The organism is Pseudomonas sp. BGI-2 (assembly GCF_004310295.1).
Taxonomy (GTDB): domain Bacteria; phylum Pseudomonadota; class Gammaproteobacteria; order Pseudomonadales; family Pseudomonadaceae; genus Aquipseudomonas.
Genome location: NZ_SISB01000036.1, coordinates 57,992 through 74,876 on the forward strand (window position 1 = coordinate 57,992; position 16,885 = coordinate 74,876).

Genomic DNA, 16,885 nt, shown 5'->3' on the forward strand with positions numbered 1-16,885 from the left:
CCCGCGCCGCGACCGGCATCAGCCGTCGCGGCGTTTTGCCATTTAAACCACCGTTCTTCCTGAAAGCGGTGCTGACATCATTTATTAAGGAGCGCATTCATGGCTGTTGGTCTTGGTCCTTTGCCAACGTTGCACCCGGTTGCCGGTTTTGAACTCGGTATCGCCTCGGCCGGCATCAAGCGCCCGGGGCGCAAGGATGTCGTGGTCATGCGCTGCGCCGAAGGCTCCACGGTCGCGGGCGTGTTCACCCTGAACGCGTTTTGCGCAGCTCCTGTGATTCTGGCCAAGCAACGTGTGCAAGGCCCGGTGCGTTACCTGCTGACCAACACCGGCAATGCCAACGCTGGCACCGGCGAACCTGGCCTGGCCGCTGCCGAGCGCACGTGCGCCAAACTGGCTGAATTGACCGGCGTTGATGCCAGCCTCGTGCTGCCGTACTCCACCGGTGTGATCGGCGAGCCGCTGCCGGTCGAGAAGATCGAAGGCGCGCTGCAAGCGGCGCTCGATGATCTGTCGGTCAACAACTGGGAAGCTGCCGCCACCGGCATCATGACCACCGACACCTTGCCCAAAGGTGCCAGCCGCCAGTTCCAGCATGACGGCGTGACCATCACCGTCACCGGCATCAGCAAAGGCGCGGGCATGATCCGCCCGAACATGGCGACCATGCTCGGCTACATCGCCACCGACGCCAAAGTCTCCCGCGACGTGCTGCAAAACCTGCTGCTGGATGGCGCGAACAAGTCGTTCAACCGCATCACCATCGATGGCGATACCTCGACCAACGACTGCTGCATGCTGATCGCCACCGGTCAGGCTGCACTGCCGGAAATCACCGAAGCGAGCGGTGAGTTGTTCGCCAAGCTGAAACAGGCCGTGTTCGAAGTGTGCATGGACGTGGCCCAGGCCATCGTGCGTGACGGCGAAGGTGCGACCAAGTTCGTGACTGTCGAAGTCAACGGCGGCGGCAATCACCAGGAATGCCTGGACGTCGGTTACACCGTGGCGCACTCGCCGCTGATCAAGACCGCACTGTTCGCGTCCGACCCGAACTGGGGCCGCATCCTCGCCGCCGTCGGCCGTGCCGGCGTGCCGAACCTGGACGTGAGCAAGATCGACGTGTTCCTCGGCGACGTGTGCATCGCCAGCCGTGGCGCTCGCGCCGCGACGTACACCGAAGCCCAGGGCGCGGCGGTGATGCAGCAGGAAGAGATCACCATCCGTATCGAACTGGGTCGCGGCGATTGCAGCGAAACCATCTGGACCACCGACCTGTCCCACGAATACGTGAAGATCAACGCCGAATACCGTACTTAAGACCGAGTCGCCCCGTTCGCGGGCAAGCCTCGCTCCTACAGGATCGATGTCGTTCACATAATTCGCGAACGGCCTGTTCCGTGTAGGAGCGAGCGGTGCGGCGATCCGACTTGCCCGCGAAGGCGGCCGACCAGACACTAAAGCTTCTGGCCTGTTCCACTTACCAAAAGGCGTCCGAACATGAACCTCCACCTGATCATCGGCGACAAACTGCTTTCCTCCTGGTCCCTGCGCGGCGCTCTGGCCCTTGACCTCACCGGCGCCCCTTACACCGAAGAATTGATCAAGCTGAATCAGCCGGACACCCGCGAACGACTGCTCAAGCACTCGCTGACCGGTAAAGTCCCGCTGCTGAAAACCGAGCACGGCACCATCGCCGACTCCCTGGCGATTGCCGAATACCTGGCGGAGCAATTCCCCGATGCCGGTCTCTGGCCCAAAGACACCGCCGCCCGTGCCCAGGCGCGTTCGGCCTGTGCACAGATGCACGCCGGGTTCTTTGCCGTGCGGGGCAATATGCCGTTCGACTTGAGCCGCGATGCTCCGCTGTCGCCGACGCCTCCTGACGTGCAGGCGGAAATCAAGCGCATGCTGGCGTTGTGGGCAGAATGCCGTGCGGTGGCGACTGAGTCCGGGCCGTTCCTGTTTGGCCGCGCGACCCTCGCCGACGCCTTTTTCGCACCGATTGCCGTACGCCTGCGCACTTATCAGGTGAAGTTGCCGGCAGTGGACGAAGCCTATGTCGAAACCCTTTACCAATGGCCGTCGTTCAAGGCCTGGCAGAAGGCAGGTCTGGAGGAGATTGGGCAGTGAAACGAGTACACGTAGCCGCCGCCGTTATCCGTGACAGCAGTGGCAAGATTCTTATCGCACGGCGTGCCGACACCCAGCATCAGGGCGGTTTGTGGGAATTCCCCGGGGGCAAGGTCGAGGGTGACGAATCCGTCGAAACCGCCCTGGCTCGTGAGCTCCAGGAAGAGCTGGGCATTGTGGTCAGCGCCGCGCGACCGTTAATCAAGGTTCGCCACGATTACCCGGACAAGCAAGTGTTGCTGGACGTCTGGGAAGTCTCGGCCTTTACCGGCGAACCCCACGGTGCCGAAGGCCAGCCACTGGAGTGGGTGGCTCAGCGCGATCTGCTGAATTACGAGTTCCCGGCGGCCAACCAGCCGATCGTTGCGGCTGCACGTCTGCCTGGCGAATACCTGATTACCCCGGAAGACCTGGAAACCCCGGCCTTGCTGCGCGGTATCCAGAAAGCCATCGCCGGCGGCATCAAGTTGATCCAGCTGCGCGCGCCCAACGGCTACGATCCGAAATACCGGGATCTGGCGGTGGATGCGGCGGGGCTGTGTGCCGGCAAGGCGCAGTTGATGATCAAGGGGCCGTTCGAGTGGTTGGGCGACTTCCCGTCCGCGGGCTGGCACATCACAGCAACACAGTTGCGCAAATACGCGGCAGCGGGTCGACCATTACCGGCTTCGCGCTGGTTGGCGGCGTCATGCCACAACGCTGAAGAACTGGCGCTGGCCGAGCAAATGGGCGTGGACTTTGTGACCTTGTCGCCGGTGCAGCCGACGCTGACTCACCCGGATGCGCTGCCGTTGGGTTGGGAGCAGGCTTCGGCGCTGATCGAAGGCTTTAGCAAGCCGGTGTTCTTGCTCGGTGGTGTTGGCCCGGCACAGGTTGATAAAGCCTGGGCGGCAGGCGCCCAAGGTGTGGCGGGGATTCGGGCGTTTTGGCCTGATTCTTTGGTGTAGCCACTGGCCTCTTCGCGGGCAAGCCTCGCTCCTACATTGGGTCGCGGGTGATTCCGTAGGAGCGAGGCTTGCCCGCGAAGGCGTCTGTAAAGGCGCCGATTATTCGTGAGGCTTAGCGGCCGGCTGCCAAAGAATCTCCGCAATCCCCTGGCGCTTGGCAATCACCCTTGCCACCACAAACAACACATCCGACAACCGATTGATATACGCCAACCCGACCCCGGCCAACGGTTCAATCGCATTCAAATGCTGACACCGCCGCTCCGCGCTTCGTGCCAGGCTTCTGCACACATGGGCCTGGGCAATCAGCGCTGAACCACCCGGCAGGATGAAATTCTCCAGCGGCCCCAGCTCTTCATTCCACACATCGATCGCCGCTTCCAGGCGTTCGATTTCCGCTGCATTCAAAGCCTGATACACCGGCATCGCCAACTCGCCACCCAGGTCGAACAACCGATGCTGGCAGGGCGCCAGAACCTCAATTACCTCGTTCAAACCCGGATACGCAGCACTTTCTGCCGCCAATCCGGCCAACAGCACGCCCACCTGGCTGTTCAGCGTGTCGACTTCGCCAATGGCCTCGATCCGCGGGTGGTCCTTGGGCACGCGGCGGCCATCGCCGAGTCCGGTTTCGCCTTTGTCGCCGGTGCGGGTGTAAATCTTCGACAAGCGAAAGCCCATGGGTTACCTCGATAGCTGATTGAGTTCTTGAGAGATGACGGGGCTGCCCGCCAGCGGCAGGCGCAAGGTGAAACAGGTGCCTTGGCCCAATGTCGACTGCACCTCCATCTGACCCTTGTGGTTATTGGTGATGATGAAATACGAAACCGACAAGCCAAGGCCCGTGCCCTGACCGATTTCCTTGGTGGTGAAGAACGGCTCGAAGGTGCGTTTGCGCACGTTCTCGCTCATGCCGATGCCGTTGTCCTCGACCTGGATTTCGGCCCACGGCGGGTTCAGCCGGGTACGCAGAATGATTCGCCCCGGTTCGCGGTCGTCTTCACGTTGGTGAATGGCCTGGGCGGCGTTTTTCAGCAGGTTAAGCAGCACTTGTTCCAGTTCGTTGGCCGTGCCGGGCACCGGACCCAGTGCCGGGTCGAACTGACGGGTGATCGCCTGGCCCTTGAAGTCGAAACCGATGGCCAGGTCGAAGTCGTTACCGGCGATTTCCACTGCTTGATCAATCAGCGCCGGCAGGTCACACGGGGCCATTTGCCGGGTACTGCGGCGGCTGAAGCTGAGCATGTGGGTGACAATCTTCGCCGCCCGGGCGCCAGCCTGTTGAATGCCATCAAGCAGCTGCGGTACTTCGCGTGCTTGCAGGTATCTGTTGACCGTTTCCAGGGAAATGCCGGCTTGCTCGGCCTGCTCGAGGTTTTTCGGCAGGTCAGGCGACAGTCGTCGTCGAATGTTCTGCACGTTGTGCAGGATCGCGCCCAACGGGTTGTTGATTTCGTGGGCCATGCCGGCGGCGAGGCCACCGACCGAGAGCATTTTTTCCGACTGCACCATCATTTCTTCAAGCGACAGGCGCTGGGTGATGTCGTCGATCCGGATCACCACACCACGCCCGGCCCCGCCCATCAGTGGGTAGAAGGTCAGCGCGTAATGCTTGGGTTCATCGTCCTTGAACCAGGTGACGCGCTCAATCTTCGCCACCGTGTGCTGCTCGACGGTTTGCTTGAGCTGCGGCAGAAACGGTTTCAGCGGCTCGAAAGCGAGGAAGATCGGCTGATTCAAGGCTTCGTCCAGACGGGTGCCGGACAGGGCGCTGGCCTCCTGATTCCACTGGGTCACGTAGAGCTGCTCGTCGAGGGCGATCAGCGCCGACGGCATGGAGTCGATGATGCTGTTGAGGTAGTTCTGGAAACCGGTGAGTTTCTTCTCGATCTTGCTGCGCACCTGGACTTCGAGTTCCAGTTTGCGATTGGTGTGGCGGGTTTCTTCGGCCAGGCCTTGCGCCTGATCGTAGGCTGCCTGGGAGTCATCCCGGGCACGCTTGAGCTGCTGCTCCCGGGCTTCGATCCGCGAAAGCATGGTGTTGAACGCCTCGGCGAGGCTGCCGATTTCGTCGTGGTTGCCACGGGAGGCGCGCAGGGCGTAGTTCTCCTCGCGGGTCACTTGCCGGGACAACTCTTCGAGCTGATGGATCGGCCGGGTAATCAGGCGTTTGATCTGCCGGGCGATCACCAGCCACAACAGCACACTGAAGATCAGAATGCCCAAACTGGCGGTCAGGGTCCCGGTGTAGAACGCCACCGGCAATTCGCTGCTGGCCACCAACAACAGATGCCCCGGCGCGGTACCGGGGCGGGGCAGGGTGATCACTTGGTTGCTGCGAAACTCGGTGGCCTGCCAGGATTCGATGTGCCGATAGCGATCCGGCAGGTGCAGCTTTTCGCCATGCTGCAATTGCGCCAGGCGCTCACCCTTGCCGTCATACAGGGCGGCCGCTCGCAGCGGTGAATAACTGTTGAGTTCGTTGAGCAGGCGTTCGGCGCTTTGCGGCGACGTCAAGGCGTCGGCCACCAGGCTCGGATTGGAGACGAGTCGGCCGATGGTCTGCAAGGCCTGAGGCGCCATGCTTTCCTGAGAGATGTAATACGCGGCGCTGATAAACGTCAGGTTGGCGACCAGCAGGATGGTGATCAACAACACGAGCAGGGCGGCCAGCAGTTTCTGGCCGACGGGAAGGTTTTCGAGACGCTGGCGCAATGGCATCAGGTTCATCGCAGAAAAGGAACAAGTGGCCAGCGTAGCCGCTGCTCAGTCGCTGGGCAATCCAAGGCTGTGCAGATGGGTGATCAACCTCGATTCAAGCTGATTGAGATGAGGCAGGTTTAGCCGGTGCCGCGAGGCCACTTTGCAGACATAGCCCAACAGGTAGCTGATTTCGGTTCGGCGCTGGCTCGCGACATCCTGGTGCATCGAGGAGTAGTTGGCCGCCGTGGCATGGATCACCCGTTCGACTTCCTGTTGCAGGTCCTCGGCCGCTGCCGGTTGACCGCAACGTTCCAGCAGGTCAGTCAGTTCATCGCAGAGGGTGGCGACTTCGCAATGATGTTCCTGCAAACCGCCGTTGCGGCAATCGTGCAGCACCGTCAGCGGGTTGATCGCACAGTTGAGCGCCAGTTTTCGCCACAGCCTTGTCAGAATCTCGATGCTCCACTCGTGAGGAATACCAGCGGCAGACAAGTCGTCCAGCCAGATCGGTGCCACCGGATGGCCGGCATCCCCCAGCCAGGTGTAGCCGTGACCGGCAAACACCACGCGCCAGTCGCCGTCGCGAAACGCGCCTTCGGTGCTGGAAGCGCATACGCAACGCGCCTGTGGAACCTGCGCGGCGACGGCGTCCTGACTGCCGAGGCCGTTCTGCAACAGGATCAGCTCGGCATCAGGCGTCAGACGCGGCGCCAGTTGGGCGACGGCCTTTTCGGCATCGTAGGCTTTGCAGGCCACCAGCAGACGGTGGATCGGTTCGCTGCTGTGCGGTGTTTCACCGGGGATGTCATAGGTGTTGGCTTCGCCGTGCTCGACCAGCGTCAGCCCGCCTGCCGCTCGATACGCCTGCAAGCGTTGTTCGTCGCGCACGATCAATTTGACCGGCACTCCGGCCCGCGCCAGGCGGGTGGCCCACAAAGTGCCGAGGCTGCCGGCGCCCAATACATGCCAAGTGGTGGACATCAGCTTTTTGCTCGGTTTGGTGCAGGCATGTGAGGCTCGCAGTATCGGTTGGAAAAGACCCGTTATAATGAGCCCGATTTTAACCGCAAGCCAAGCGCGCTCCATCGCTATCGAGCGCGCCTTTTATTGGAGAGATTACATGCCGTCGTTCGACGTGGTATCCGAACTGGACAAACACGAAGTCACCAACGCGGTCGAGAACGCCGTCAAGGAACTCGATCGTCGTTATGACCTGAAAGGAAAGGGCACCTTTGAATTCAAGGAAAAGGACCTGACCGTCAACCTGACCGCCGAGGCCGACTTCCAGCTGGAAGCGATGATCGAGATCCTCAAGCTGTCCCTGGTCAAGCGCAAGATCGACGTGCAGTGCCTTGAGGTCAAGGATGCCTACGCGTCGGGCAAGCTGATGAAACAGGAAGCGGTCCTCAAGGAAGGCATCGACAAAGAGCTGGCGAAGAAAATCGTCGCTCACGTCAAGGACGCCAAGCTCAAGGTCCAGGCTTCCATTCAGGGCGAGCAAGTGCGCATTACTGGCAAGAAGCGTGACGATTTGCAGGAAGCCATCGCAGCCCTGCGCGCCAAGACTTTCGATATGCCGCTACAGTTCAACAACTTCCGCGACTGATGCGGGAACCTGTGGGGCCTGTGGGAGCGGGCTTGCTCGCGAAGAGGGCGTATCAGTCGACATCACTGTTGAATGACACACCGCTTTCGCGAGCAAGTCGGATCGCCGCACCGCCGCTCCCACCTTGATTGTGTTTAACCGGCGGGCCTTTTCTGCCGTTTATTTTTCGCGTGCCGGATGGCCGGGAATCAGGAGAAAGTAGATGGATTTGAATACTGAAGTGGACAACCTGGTCAAGGCATCCCAAGCCTGGATTCCAATGATCATGGAATACGGCAGCCGCGTGTTGCTGGCGGTGATCACCCTGGCCATCGGCTGGTGGCTGATCAACAAAGTGGCGCAAAAGCTCGGTGGCCTGCTGGCACTGCGTAATGCCGACCTGGCACTGCAAGGTTTCATCAGCAGCCTGGCCAATATCATTCTCAAGGTGCTGCTGATCGTCAGCGTGGCCTCGATGATCGGTGTAGAAACCACGTCGTTCGTTGCGGCCATCGGTGCAGCGGGCCTGGCCATCGGTCTTGCCCTGCAAGGCAGCCTGGCGAACTTCGCCGGCGGCGTGTTGATTCTGTTGTTCCGCCCGTTCCGTATTGGTGACTGGATCGAAGCTCAAGGTGTCGCGGGTACAGTCGACAGCATCCAGATTTTTCACACCGTACTGCGTACTGGTGATAACAAAACCATCATCGTACCTAACGGCAACCTGTCGAACGGTATCATTACCAATACAAATCGTCAGCCAACCCGCAAAGTAGTGTTTGATGTGGGCGTGGACTACGAAGCGGACTTGCAGAAGGCCCGTGAAGTATTGCTGGAGCTGGCCAATGACGAACGTATTCTGACTGAGCCGGCTCCGCAGGCAGTCATTTCTACGCTGGGCGACAGTTCGATCACTGTTTCGCTGCGCGTATGGGTAAAAACAGCTGATTACTGGGATGTGATGTTCATGTTTAACGAACAGTCCCGGGATCGTTTGAAAACGGCCGGTATTGATATTCCCTTTCCACAGCGGGTTATTCGTGTGGTTCAGGAAGCGACAGCGCAGTAAAAACGTTTTTACTTGGCTGCTCGGTCAAGTTAAATGCACAAACCCAAGCGTCGATAAAACGCTTGGGTTTTTTTGTGGCTGCCCTTGAGGGAAGTTAGCTGCCTAATGTTATTGCTATGAATGTTATTAGCCTGCTTACGAATTAGTGCTGTGCAGGCATAAAAAAACCGCCCACCTGATCAGGTGGGCGGTTTTTGATTAGAGCAAAGCTCTACAGTACTACCGGTCTTACACCCTGATTAGAGGATGTTCAGCGGGTACTCGATGATCAGACGGGTGTCGTAGTTGTCACGCGAGTAGTTCTGGTATGCGCCGTTTGCACGGTAGTTGGCGAAACGAGCACGGAAAGACAGGTCTTTGGCCGGGCCTTCTTGCACAACGTACTTGGACTCGATGTTCCACTCGTTTTCCTTGCCTTCACCCAAACCGTTGTCGGTTTTGATGTTGTTACCCATTACGTAACGGGTCATGAAGCTCAGACCAGGCACGCCGTAGGTCGACATGTTCAGGTCGTAGCGAGCTTGGTAGGATTTCTCCTCGCGGCCCACGAAGTCGGAGATCTGAATGGAGTTGGAAACGAAGATTGTGCCGTTGCCGTCAACGCCATAGTAGTAAGCGTTGTCACCGCTGGATTGCTGGTAACCGAGGGTGAACTTGTGGGCGCCGAGGCTGTACGCAGCTGCCAGGGACCACAGGTTGTTGTCAACACCCAGGTGGCTGTCGCCGAGGGCGTCTACCAGGTCACCGCGTGTGTCGCCTTTGGTTTTGTAACCGTTAAGGTCGAAGTTCAGGGACTGATTGTCAGCGATCGGCAGGGTGTAGTTCAGATTGACGTAGTACTTTTTGAAGTACTCTTCAGCATCCGACGCAGCCAGGGCACCGGTGAAGCTGTCGGTGAAAGCGTAGCTGGCACCGAAGATATTGATGCCTTTGCTCAGGCCTTTGTCGTGGTTGCCATCTTCATCTGGCAGACCGGCGATGCTGTCACGACCCATGCCCGTTTGGGCGCTCAGGGAGGTGAAGCGACCAGCGCTCAGTTCCAGGCCTTTGATCTCTTTGGAAGTGACCAGGGTACCGGTAGCAACTTCTGGCAGCATACGGCTGTCATCGGTAGCGAATACTGGGCTGGCAACAAATTGCTGGCCGTATTTCAGGACGGTGTCGGAAAGACGCAGTTTGACCGCACCGCCAACTTTGCCCTGAGATTTTTCAGGGTTGTTATCGCTATCGACTGCGAACAGGCCGTTACCACGACGACCCGAACCGCCGTCCAGTTTTACCGAGCCCATCGCCATGGCGTCGAGACCGAAACCAACAGTACCTTGAGTGAAGCCCGACTCGTAAGTGAGCAACTGGCTCAGACCGGAGTCCTGACGATAGCCTGAGTCTGCGTTGTTGCGTGCACCGTTTTTGTAATCGCGGTTCATGTACTCAAAGCGGGTTTTGAGTTTCAGGCTTTGGTCGCCGAAGAAACCCTTGGATTCTTCCTGGGAAGAGGCCATTGCGAACTGCGAGGTGCCTGCTGCAACAGCAACTGCGATCATGCTCCACTTCATCACGCGCATCGTGATTTGCTCCTTTGGTTTTTAGAAGAGTACTGCCGTCCCACCTGTTTTATTATCTGGGCGGCTCTTTCTTTTTGTGTCGGCGCAAACTTATATCACGCCGAACATGTTGGCGATACTTGCGTATCTAACCTTGCAGCTTCTTTACGACCCTGTCGCAAACAGCTGGGTAGATGTCGCAAATTTAAAGCCTCGACGCAAGCGGATTGGCAACTTTGGCGTTGTTTTCCAAGGCTTGTGCATCGGTAAAAAGAGTCCCTGGTGAAACGTTTGAATCTCCATTGGGCAGCCCTGCCACTGTTCTTATTTGCCTTGGGGCTTCCACTTCCAGCGGAGGCTTCCAGGGCGATGTGGGTGTGAATGCAACAAGTGTGCACAAACCAGAATTCTGCTGCTGTTTTTTTCTGGGAGCCTGCCTGCCGCTGTAAAAACCTCGTAAAACCGGGGGCTTCGAGCGCGTTTTTTGTACGCTTGACGCCGTGCATTGCATAGTGTTGCAACCCTGGAGCCGATCGCATGACAATGAAAAATGTTACCGGTTCACCCCTTCGGTGAGTAATTCACGGATGCTGACGCATTCAGCGTAGACGCACTGTGCGGTTTTGGTGCAAAAAATCTTAATCACTGTGCTGAAATCACACAGTGCGCTCGTAACGACGAATGGAACTATTCATTGGATATCAGTCATTTCGCCTTTCCGGTTGCGATCTTCGGTTCTGTGTTGGTGCGTCTCGACCGAAAACGGCCCATCTCGGGGCATCCGTTCAGCGTGATACCAGCGGTGATCACGGGTATGCTGCCGTCCTGTCGCTTGGTGCGCAGCCTTTCTGGATGGGCGCTAAGCTGAAAAATGATGACCAGGCGGGAGTGCGCAGAGTGTTCGCTTTAGATCCACGACTTCAACAAGACACGCTACCGATCGGGGATTTCCCGCTGTGCCGGCTGCTGTTATCCAATGATTCGAACTACCCCTGGTTCATCCTGGTGCCACGCCGCAACGATATCAGCGAGATATTTCAGTTGGGTGTCGCAGATCAACAGCAGCTGTGGCAGGAAACGACCGCGCTGGCGCAGTTGCTCAAGGATTCGTTCGACGCCGACAAGATGAATGTCGCGGCGCTGGGTAATGTCGTCAGTCAGTTGCACATGCATGTCATTGTGCGCAAACGCGAGGACGCCGCCTGGCCAGCCCCGGTCTGGGGTAAACACCCGGCCGTTCCTTACAGCGCAGCGCAGGTCGCGTCGATTTTCGAGCGGCTGCGTCTGGTGTTAACCGAAGACTTTACGTTTCTGGAGGGTTGAATCATGAGCCTGGAAGATCGCGTTACCGATCTGGAGAGCCAACTGGCGTTTCAGGATGACACCATCCAGTCGTTGAGCGATGTGCTGGCGACGCAGCAGCGCGCCGTTGAGCGTCTGCAATTGCAGATGGCCGCATTGCTCAAGCGCCAGGAAGAAATGGCCGGCCAGTTCGAAACCTTCGAAGAAGAAGCGCCACCACCGCATTATTGAAACCGCAGGCAATAAAAAACCGCGAACAGCTTAGCTGCTCGCGGTTTTTTTTAGCCTTGAATCAGCGACGCGGCAATGCGGCGATCACGTCTTCGGCTTGCAGCCCTTTGTCACGATTCATGACGGAGAACTCCACGCGCTGGCCTTCGACCAGCACACGGTGACCTTCGCCACGAATGGCCCGGAAATGCACGAAAATATCATCGCCGGAATCACGGGAAATAAAGCCGAAGCCCTTGGAGGTGTTGAACCACTTGACGGTGCCGGTATCGCGGTTGCTCATGTCGTAGCTTGGCGAGGCGGCGGCCGGTGAAGATTTGTAGAAGCTGATAGCCAGGTGCAGAAGAACGGCGATCAGGGCCGCTACCAGGCTGAACAGAACGGCAGGTTGACCGGCAATGACAGGCATTGGCGCGAGCAACGTCAGGGTTTGCAGGACGACGGCCAGGACCAGCAAGGCGCTGACCAGGTTTTGCAGTTGATGACGTGGGCCTTTGTTCCAGTAAGGGATAACGGGAGCAAGGGTGAGGTTGAGCAAGCCGAAAAAGGCCAGGTACAGTGCATCGGGTTGTTGCAGGTAAGGTACTGCTTCGGATCGCAGGCTAGGGATGAAGGACAGCAGCAGGGCTGCTGCGCCCATTAGCAGGTGGACGATTTTCAACATTTTGATTAACTCACGTTAAGACGGATCACAAGGAAGAGCTGATTGAGCACGGTTCGCTTCAGGACAATAAGAGGCGTTGGACACGTACCCGGTACCAGCCTATGCGCAGCCCCCGGAAAATAGGTGGTCGCGACACACTGTCTATTTAACAGCAAAGCCTGCAGCTACTCAAATCAGGCAGTCCGGCGGTGCTTCGCGGGGCGATTTGTCGCAGGCCATTGTGCAATCCCGGGCTGCGATGGGGTGGCAGGCTTGCTAGAGTGGTCTTGCACCTGTTGGATGAACTCATCACCTTTAGGGGATAAACATGGCAATCGATATCGGTATCAGTGAAGAGGACCGCAAGTCCATCGTCGACGGGCTCTCGCGTCTGCTGTCGGACACTTATGTTCTGTATTTGAAAACCCATAACTTCCATTGGAATGTCACCGGTCCCATGTTTCGGACCCTGCACCTGATGTTCGAGGAGCAATACAACGAGTTGGCCCTGGCCGTCGATTCGATTGCCGAGCGCATTCGCGCCCTCGGGTTTCCGGCGCCAGGCGCCTATTCGGTTTACGCGCAGCTGTCTTCTATAAAGGAAGAAGCCGGCGTACCCAGCGCCGAAGACATGATCAAGCAGCTTGTCGAGGGGCAAGAGGCGGTGACACGGACGGCGCGCGGGATTTTTCCGCTGCTGGAAAAAGTCTGCGACGAGCCGACGGCTGACCTGCTGACCCAGCGCATGCAAGTCCACGAAAAAACCGCGTGGATGTTGCGGTCTCTGCTGGATCAGTAATCGTCAGTACGCGAATGATGCCCATAGGGTGTTGTTCGCGGTCTTTGACTTCCTCAAATCGCTTTTGCGCTCGTTAAAACTCGTCTGGTTGTGTAGGAAAACGGCCGGCCTAGGACGCTCTCCATGATCGCCCTTCAGCTGTTGGCTTATCCTACGTCGATGGTCATAAAGTCATCTGGATATACCTTTGCGCCTGCGCTTTTATAAGGCCACGGAGAGTGCTCTTACAGAAGCCAGGGATGACAAAGGAGTGTCAGCGATATGGATTATGGAGACAGGCGAAGCGAGGGGAGGGTCGGTCCGGTCAAGGACATAAGGATTGATCCGTTTGTCAGCGAATTTGATATGGGGCTGGCCCAGCCGCTGTCCCGGTCGGTGCGGTTGAATGGCTTTGCCACCTGCTTGCGGCTTGAACAGGTGTACTGGGATATTTTGGGCGATATGGCCAAGGTCAATTGCTGTACGGTCAGCGCGCTGCTGTCCCATGTGGACCGCGAAGTGCACTTGCGTCATGGCGGGGTCAAGAACTTCACCGGGCTGGTGCGGGTTGTCTGCGTCGTGCACAGCCTGAAAGAAGGGGGCTGCGCCGTAATGCCCTAGCCACAGCGGTGGATCGGGCAGAGTGTCGGTCTGTGCAGTCTTACGGCTGCACAGGCTGCATTTAATGGATATAATCCCGCTCTTTGCCGCAAAACCCAGCGTGCGCGGTAGCAATCTGATCGCCGAGACAATCCCCATGCCGATGTACGACTATCAATGTGCTTCCTGTGGTCATCAGTTGGAAGCCATTCAAAAGATCAGCGCAGCACCGCTGGTCGACTGCCCTGCCTGCCAGGCGCCAGAGCTTAAAAAGATGCTGTCCATGCCGGGCTTCCGCCTGAGCGGCAGCGGCTGGTACGAAACCGATTTCAAGACCGGTTCCAAGAAGAATCTGGCCGGCGGCGACAAAGCTGACTAAGGTCTGGAACCTGAGTTGAACGACTACGCGCGAGCTCTTGCAACCTCTGCAAGGCCTCCAACCGAATTTCGAATTACGAGAAGTGAAACCACTACCATGATGCGCAGCCATTATTGCGGCCAACTGAACGAAGCCCTGGAAGGCCAGGAAATTACCCTTTGCGGATGGGTTCACCGTCGCCGTGACCACGGTGGGGTGATTTTCCTCGATATCCGTGATCGTGACGGTCTGGCCCAGGTGGTGTTCGACCCGGACCGCGCTGAGAGCTTCGCCGCCGCCGATCGCGTGCGCAGCGAATACGTCGTGAAAATCACCGGCAAGGTTCGCCTGCGTCCGGCCGGTGCCACCAACGCCAACATGGCGTCGGGCATGATTGAAGTCCTGGGCTACGAGCTGGAAGTGCTGAACGAATCGGAAACCCCGCCGTTCCCGTTGAACGAGTACTCCGACGTCGGCGAAGAAACCCGCCTGCGTTATCGCTTCCTTGACCTGCGTCGCCCGGAAATGGCCGAGAAGCTGCGTCTGCGTTCGCGCATGACCACCAGCATCCGTCGCTACCTGGACGAGAACGGCTTCCTCGACGTCGAGACGCCGATCCTGACCCGCGCTACACCTGAAGGCGCACGTGATTATCTGGTACCGAGCCGTACTCACGCCGGTTCGTTCTTCGCCTTGCCGCAATCGCCGCAGCTGTTCAAGCAACTGCTGATGGTGGCCGGCTTCGACCGTTACTACCAGATCGCCAAGTGCTTCCGCGACGAAGACCTGCGTGCCGACCGTCAGCCTGAATTCACCCAGATCGACATCGAAACCAGCTTCCTCGATGAAAAAGACATCATGGGCCTTACCGAAGGCATGATCCGCAACCTGTTCAAGGAAGTGCTGGACCTGGAATTCGGCGAATTCCCGCACATGACCTTCGAAGAAGCCATGCGTCGCTACGGTTCCGACAAGCCGGACTTGCGTAACCCGCTGGAACTGGTGGACGTTGCCGACCAGCTTAAAGAAGTCGACTTCAAGGTTTTCAGCGGTCCTGCCAACGATCCGAAATGCCGTGTCGCCGCCTTGCGCGTACCGGGTGCGGCGAGCATGCCGCGCAAGCAGATCGACGACTACACTAAGTTCGTCGGCATCTACGGTGCCAAGGGCCTGGCGTACATCAAGGTCAACGAACGCGCGAAGGGCGTCGAGGGGCTGCAATCGCCTATTGTCAAAAATATCCCTGAAGCCAACCTCAATGTGATCCTTGATCGCGTTGGCGCGGTCGACGGCGACATCGTATTCTTCGGCGCCGACAAGTCGAAGATCGTCAGCGAAGCCTTGGGCGCCCTGCGGATCAAGGTCGGCAACGATCTGGACCTGCTGACCTGCAAGTGGGCGCCAATGTGGGTCGTCGACTTCCCGATGTTCGAAGAGAACGACGACGGCAGCTTCAGCGCCTTGCACCACCCGTTCACCGCGCCGAAGTGCACCCCGGAAGAACTGGAAGCCAACCCGGCAACCGCATTGTCCCGTGCCTACGACATGGTCCTGAACGGCACCGAGCTGGGTGGCGGTTCGATCCGTATCCACCGCAAGGAAATGCAGCAGACGGTGTTCCGCCTGTTGGGTATCAATGAAGCAGAACAGGAAGAGAAATTCGGCTTCCTGCTCGACGCCCTGAAATACGGCGCGCCGCCCCACGGTGGCCTGGCCTTCGGTCTGGACCGTCTGGTAATGCTGATGACCGGTGCCCAGTCGATCCGTGAAGTGATCGCCTTCCCGAAAACCCAGAGTGCTGCCGACGTGATGACGCAAGCCCCGGGTGTTGTAGATGCCAAGGCATTGCGCGAGCTGCACATTCGTCTGCGCGAAACGCCAAAGGCTGAGTAAGGCTGACCGCAAAGGCGCATCCTTCCGGGATGCGCCTTTTCTTTAGGTCGAGATTTTTTGTTGCTGGCCGACACAGCGTGCGCGGCGGGCAATGTTTCAAAGAGAATTCGGAGCGAGATATGGCGGGTCATTCCAAGTGGGCGAACATCAAGCACCGCAAAGAACGTCAGGATGCCAAGAAGGGCAAGATTTTCACCAAGTGGATTCGTGAACTGACCGTTGCTGCCCGTCAGGGTGGCGGTGATCCGGGTTCCAACCCACGCTTGCGTCTGGCGCTGGACAAGGCCCTTGGCGCGAACATGAGTCGCGACATCATTGATCGCGCAGTTGCCCGCGGTGCCGGTGCTGCCGATACCGACGACATGGTCGAGCTAAGCTACGAAGGCTACGGCCCGGGCGGCGTGGCGGTGATGGTCGAGTGCATGACCGACAACCGTAACCGCACCGCAGCTGCTGTTCGCCATGCGTTCAGCAAGTGCGGCGGCAACCTCGGCACCGACGGTTCGGTGGCGTATCTGTTCGAACGCAAGGGGCAGATTTCCTTTGCGCCGGGCGTTGATGAAGATGCGCTGATGGAAGCGGCCATGGAAGCCGACGCCGATGACGTGGTCACTCATGAAGACGGCTCGATTGACGTGTTCACCTCGTTCGCCGGCTTCTACTCCGTGCGTAACGCGCTGGAAGCAGCGGGTTTCAAAGGCGATGACGCGGAAATCGTGATGCTGCCCACCACCAGCGCCGAACTGGATCTGGAAGGCGCCGAGAAGGTGCTCAAGCTGATCGACATGCTCGAAGACCTGGATGACGTGCAGAACGTCTACTCCAACGCGGACATTCCAGAGTCGGTGGCCGCACAGCTGGGTTAAGGGCGAGTAAGATCCAATGTGGGAGCAGGCTTGTCGGGTCGCCGCATCGCTGCGATGGCGGGGCCCCCCCAACCCGCGCCCCCCCTTTTTTTTTACCGGATTTTGTTATAAGCGCCTTCCCCAACCCCCCGCGGCGTTAATTTTAATTTTTTTTTTTCTCCCCCGTCTCGCCCACCCCCGTGTTGGCGGGGGCTTGGGTCCCGGGCGGGGTGGCGGGGTGGGGGGGGCCGGGGTGGTCT

17 protein-coding genes are annotated in these 16,885 nt (G+C 58.5%); 12 read left to right on the forward strand and 5 right to left on the reverse strand.

Features of this window, described 5'->3' with window-relative positions:
- Nucleotides 1-99 precede the first annotated feature (99 nt).
- The 3 genes from argJ to EYC95_RS22350 all read left to right on the forward strand — a co-directional run bounded on the left by argJ (nucleotide 100) and on the right by EYC95_RS22350 (nucleotide 3,077).
- On the forward strand, nucleotides 100-1,317 hold the full coding sequence (gene argJ / locus EYC95_RS22340) for a bifunctional glutamate N-acetyltransferase/amino-acid acetyltransferase ArgJ (protein ID WP_131062257.1): 1,218 nt from the start codon (nucleotides 100-102) through the stop codon (nucleotides 1,315-1,317).
- 180 nt (nucleotides 1,318-1,497) lie between these two features.
- Entirely contained in the window at nucleotides 1,498-2,130 is a 633-nt protein-coding gene (locus EYC95_RS22345; RefSeq protein ID WP_131062258.1) for a glutathione S-transferase family protein, read from the forward strand.
- The gene (locus EYC95_RS22350) at nucleotides 2,127-3,077 is read left to right on the forward strand and encodes a Nudix family hydrolase (protein WP_131062259.1); all 951 of its coding nucleotides are present in this window, start codon (nucleotides 2,127-2,129) and stop codon (nucleotides 3,075-3,077) included. The genes EYC95_RS22345 and EYC95_RS22350 overlap by 4 nt, the downstream gene beginning before the upstream one ends.
- A 99-nt stretch (nucleotides 3,078-3,176) precedes the next feature.
- On the opposite strand, the gene EYC95_RS22355 is transcribed toward EYC95_RS22350, so the two are convergent.
- Genes EYC95_RS22355 through EYC95_RS22365 form a run of 3 tightly spaced genes read right to left on the reverse strand, consistent with a single transcriptional unit; the run spans nucleotide 3,177 to nucleotide 6,761 of the window.
- Nucleotides 3,177-3,758 (reverse strand): cob(I)yrinic acid a,c-diamide adenosyltransferase, encoded by a 582-nt coding sequence (locus EYC95_RS22355; RefSeq protein ID WP_131062260.1) that lies wholly within the window; start codon nucleotides 3,756-3,758, stop codon nucleotides 3,177-3,179.
- A 3-nt stretch (nucleotides 3,759-3,761) separates the two neighbouring features.
- Nucleotides 3,762-5,798, reverse strand: coding sequence for a HAMP domain-containing sensor histidine kinase (locus tag EYC95_RS22360; protein ID WP_131062261.1), 2,037 nt, complete (start codon nucleotides 5,796-5,798; stop codon nucleotides 3,762-3,764).
- 45 nt (nucleotides 5,799-5,843) lie between these two features.
- The gene (locus EYC95_RS22365; protein ID WP_131062262.1) at nucleotides 5,844-6,761 is read right to left on the reverse strand and encodes a putative 2-dehydropantoate 2-reductase; all 918 of its coding nucleotides are present in this window, start codon (nucleotides 6,759-6,761) and stop codon (nucleotides 5,844-5,846) included.
- Nucleotides 6,762-6,900: 139 nt separating this feature from the next.
- On the opposite strand from EYC95_RS22365, the gene EYC95_RS22370 reads away from it, so the two are divergent.
- The gene (locus tag EYC95_RS22370) at nucleotides 6,901-7,386 is read left to right on the forward strand and encodes a YajQ family cyclic di-GMP-binding protein (RefSeq protein WP_054045015.1); all 486 of its coding nucleotides are present in this window, start codon (nucleotides 6,901-6,903) and stop codon (nucleotides 7,384-7,386) included.
- Nucleotides 7,387-7,588: 202 nt separating this feature from the next.
- Nucleotides 7,589-8,431, forward strand: coding sequence for a mechanosensitive ion channel family protein (locus tag EYC95_RS22375; RefSeq protein ID WP_131062263.1), 843 nt, complete (start codon nucleotides 7,589-7,591; stop codon nucleotides 8,429-8,431).
- Between the two features lie 239 nt (nucleotides 8,432-8,670).
- Here the strand turns inward: EYC95_RS22375 and EYC95_RS22380 are convergent, their stop codons facing one another.
- Nucleotides 8,671-9,996, reverse strand: a complete 1,326-nt coding sequence (locus EYC95_RS22380) for an OprD family porin (protein ID WP_131062264.1) — start codon at nucleotides 9,994-9,996, stop codon at nucleotides 8,671-8,673.
- 876 nt (nucleotides 9,997-10,872) lie between these two features.
- On the opposite strand from EYC95_RS22380, the gene EYC95_RS22385 reads away from it, so the two are divergent.
- Both EYC95_RS22385 and EYC95_RS22390 read left to right on the forward strand, forming a co-directional pair.
- Nucleotides 10,873-11,298: an HIT domain-containing protein gene (locus EYC95_RS22385; protein WP_131062268.1), complete on the forward strand. Its 426-nt coding sequence runs from the start codon at nucleotides 10,873-10,875 to the stop codon at nucleotides 11,296-11,298.
- A 3-nt stretch (nucleotides 11,299-11,301) separates the two neighbouring features.
- Nucleotides 11,302-11,508, forward strand: coding sequence for a SlyX family protein (locus tag EYC95_RS22390; RefSeq protein ID WP_010457497.1), 207 nt, complete (start codon nucleotides 11,302-11,304; stop codon nucleotides 11,506-11,508).
- A 61-nt stretch (nucleotides 11,509-11,569) separates the two neighbouring features.
- Here EYC95_RS22390 and EYC95_RS30890 read toward each other — a convergent pair whose 3' ends face one another.
- A complete protein-coding gene (locus tag EYC95_RS30890) occupies nucleotides 11,570-12,172 on the reverse strand; it encodes a cold-shock protein (protein ID WP_074879478.1) in 603 nt (200 codons plus the stop codon).
- Nucleotides 12,173-12,479: 307 nt separating this feature from the next.
- Here EYC95_RS30890 and EYC95_RS22400 point away from each other — a divergent pair, with 307 nt between their 5' ends.
- The 5 genes from EYC95_RS22400 to EYC95_RS22420 all read left to right on the forward strand — a co-directional run bounded on the left by EYC95_RS22400 (nucleotide 12,480) and on the right by EYC95_RS22420 (nucleotide 16,646).
- The gene (locus EYC95_RS22400) at nucleotides 12,480-12,950 is read left to right on the forward strand and encodes a Dps family protein (RefSeq protein ID WP_131062265.1); all 471 of its coding nucleotides are present in this window, start codon (nucleotides 12,480-12,482) and stop codon (nucleotides 12,948-12,950) included.
- A gap of 261 nt (nucleotides 12,951-13,211) precedes the next feature.
- Nucleotides 13,212-13,550 carry a ribbon-helix-helix domain-containing protein gene (locus EYC95_RS22405; protein WP_131062266.1) on the forward strand — a complete coding sequence of 113 codons (339 nt, stop codon included), beginning with the start codon at nucleotides 13,212-13,214 and terminating at the stop codon, nucleotides 13,548-13,550.
- 136 nt (nucleotides 13,551-13,686) lie between these two features.
- Nucleotides 13,687-13,908, forward strand: coding sequence for an FmdB family zinc ribbon protein (locus EYC95_RS22410; protein WP_010208103.1), 222 nt, complete (start codon nucleotides 13,687-13,689; stop codon nucleotides 13,906-13,908).
- A gap of 96 nt (nucleotides 13,909-14,004) precedes the next feature.
- Nucleotides 14,005-15,780 carry an aspartate--tRNA ligase gene (gene aspS, locus EYC95_RS22415; RefSeq protein ID WP_131062267.1) on the forward strand — a complete coding sequence of 592 codons (1,776 nt, stop codon included), beginning with the start codon at nucleotides 14,005-14,007 and terminating at the stop codon, nucleotides 15,778-15,780.
- Between the two features lie 119 nt (nucleotides 15,781-15,899).
- A complete protein-coding gene (locus tag EYC95_RS22420) occupies nucleotides 15,900-16,646 on the forward strand; it encodes a YebC/PmpR family DNA-binding transcriptional regulator (protein ID WP_056741401.1) in 747 nt (248 codons plus the stop codon).
- Nucleotides 16,647-16,885 lie beyond the last annotated feature (239 nt).

Bases quoted from the DNA above. Each gene is read 5' to 3' on its own strand.
- argJ (WP_131062257.1), top strand. From the start codon at position 100: ATGGCTGTTGGTCTTGGTCCTTTGCCAACGTTGCACCCGGTTGCCGGT.
- EYC95_RS22345 (WP_131062258.1), top strand. From the start codon at position 1,498: ATGAACCTCCACCTGATCATCGGCGACAAACTGCTTTCCTCCTGGTCC.
- EYC95_RS22355 (WP_131062260.1), bottom strand. From the start codon at position 3,758: ATGGGCTTTCGCTTGTCGAAGATTTACACCCGCACCGGCGACAAAGGC.
- EYC95_RS22360 (WP_131062261.1), bottom strand. From the start codon at position 5,798: ATGCCATTGCGCCAGCGTCTCGAAAACCTTCCCGTCGGCCAGAAACTG.
- EYC95_RS22365 (WP_131062262.1), bottom strand. From the start codon at position 6,761: ATGTCCACCACTTGGCATGTATTGGGCGCCGGCAGCCTCGGCACTTTG.
- EYC95_RS22370 (WP_054045015.1), top strand. From the start codon at position 6,901: ATGCCGTCGTTCGACGTGGTATCCGAACTGGACAAACACGAAGTCACC.
- EYC95_RS22375 (WP_131062263.1), top strand. From the start codon at position 7,589: ATGGATTTGAATACTGAAGTGGACAACCTGGTCAAGGCATCCCAAGCC.
- EYC95_RS22380 (WP_131062264.1), bottom strand. From the start codon at position 9,996: ATGCGCGTGATGAAGTGGAGCATGATCGCAGTTGCTGTTGCAGCAGGC.
- EYC95_RS22390 (WP_010457497.1), top strand. From the start codon at position 11,302: ATGAGCCTGGAAGATCGCGTTACCGATCTGGAGAGCCAACTGGCGTTT.
- EYC95_RS30890 (WP_074879478.1), bottom strand. From the start codon at position 12,172: ATGTTGAAAATCGTCCACCTGCTAATGGGCGCAGCAGCCCTGCTGCTG.
- EYC95_RS22400 (WP_131062265.1), top strand. From the start codon at position 12,480: ATGGCAATCGATATCGGTATCAGTGAAGAGGACCGCAAGTCCATCGTC.
- EYC95_RS22405 (WP_131062266.1), top strand. From the start codon at position 13,212: ATGGATTATGGAGACAGGCGAAGCGAGGGGAGGGTCGGTCCGGTCAAG.
- EYC95_RS22410 (WP_010208103.1), top strand. From the start codon at position 13,687: ATGCCGATGTACGACTATCAATGTGCTTCCTGTGGTCATCAGTTGGAA.
- aspS (WP_131062267.1), top strand. From the start codon at position 14,005: ATGATGCGCAGCCATTATTGCGGCCAACTGAACGAAGCCCTGGAAGGC.
- EYC95_RS22420 (WP_056741401.1), top strand. From the start codon at position 15,900: ATGGCGGGTCATTCCAAGTGGGCGAACATCAAGCACCGCAAAGAACGT.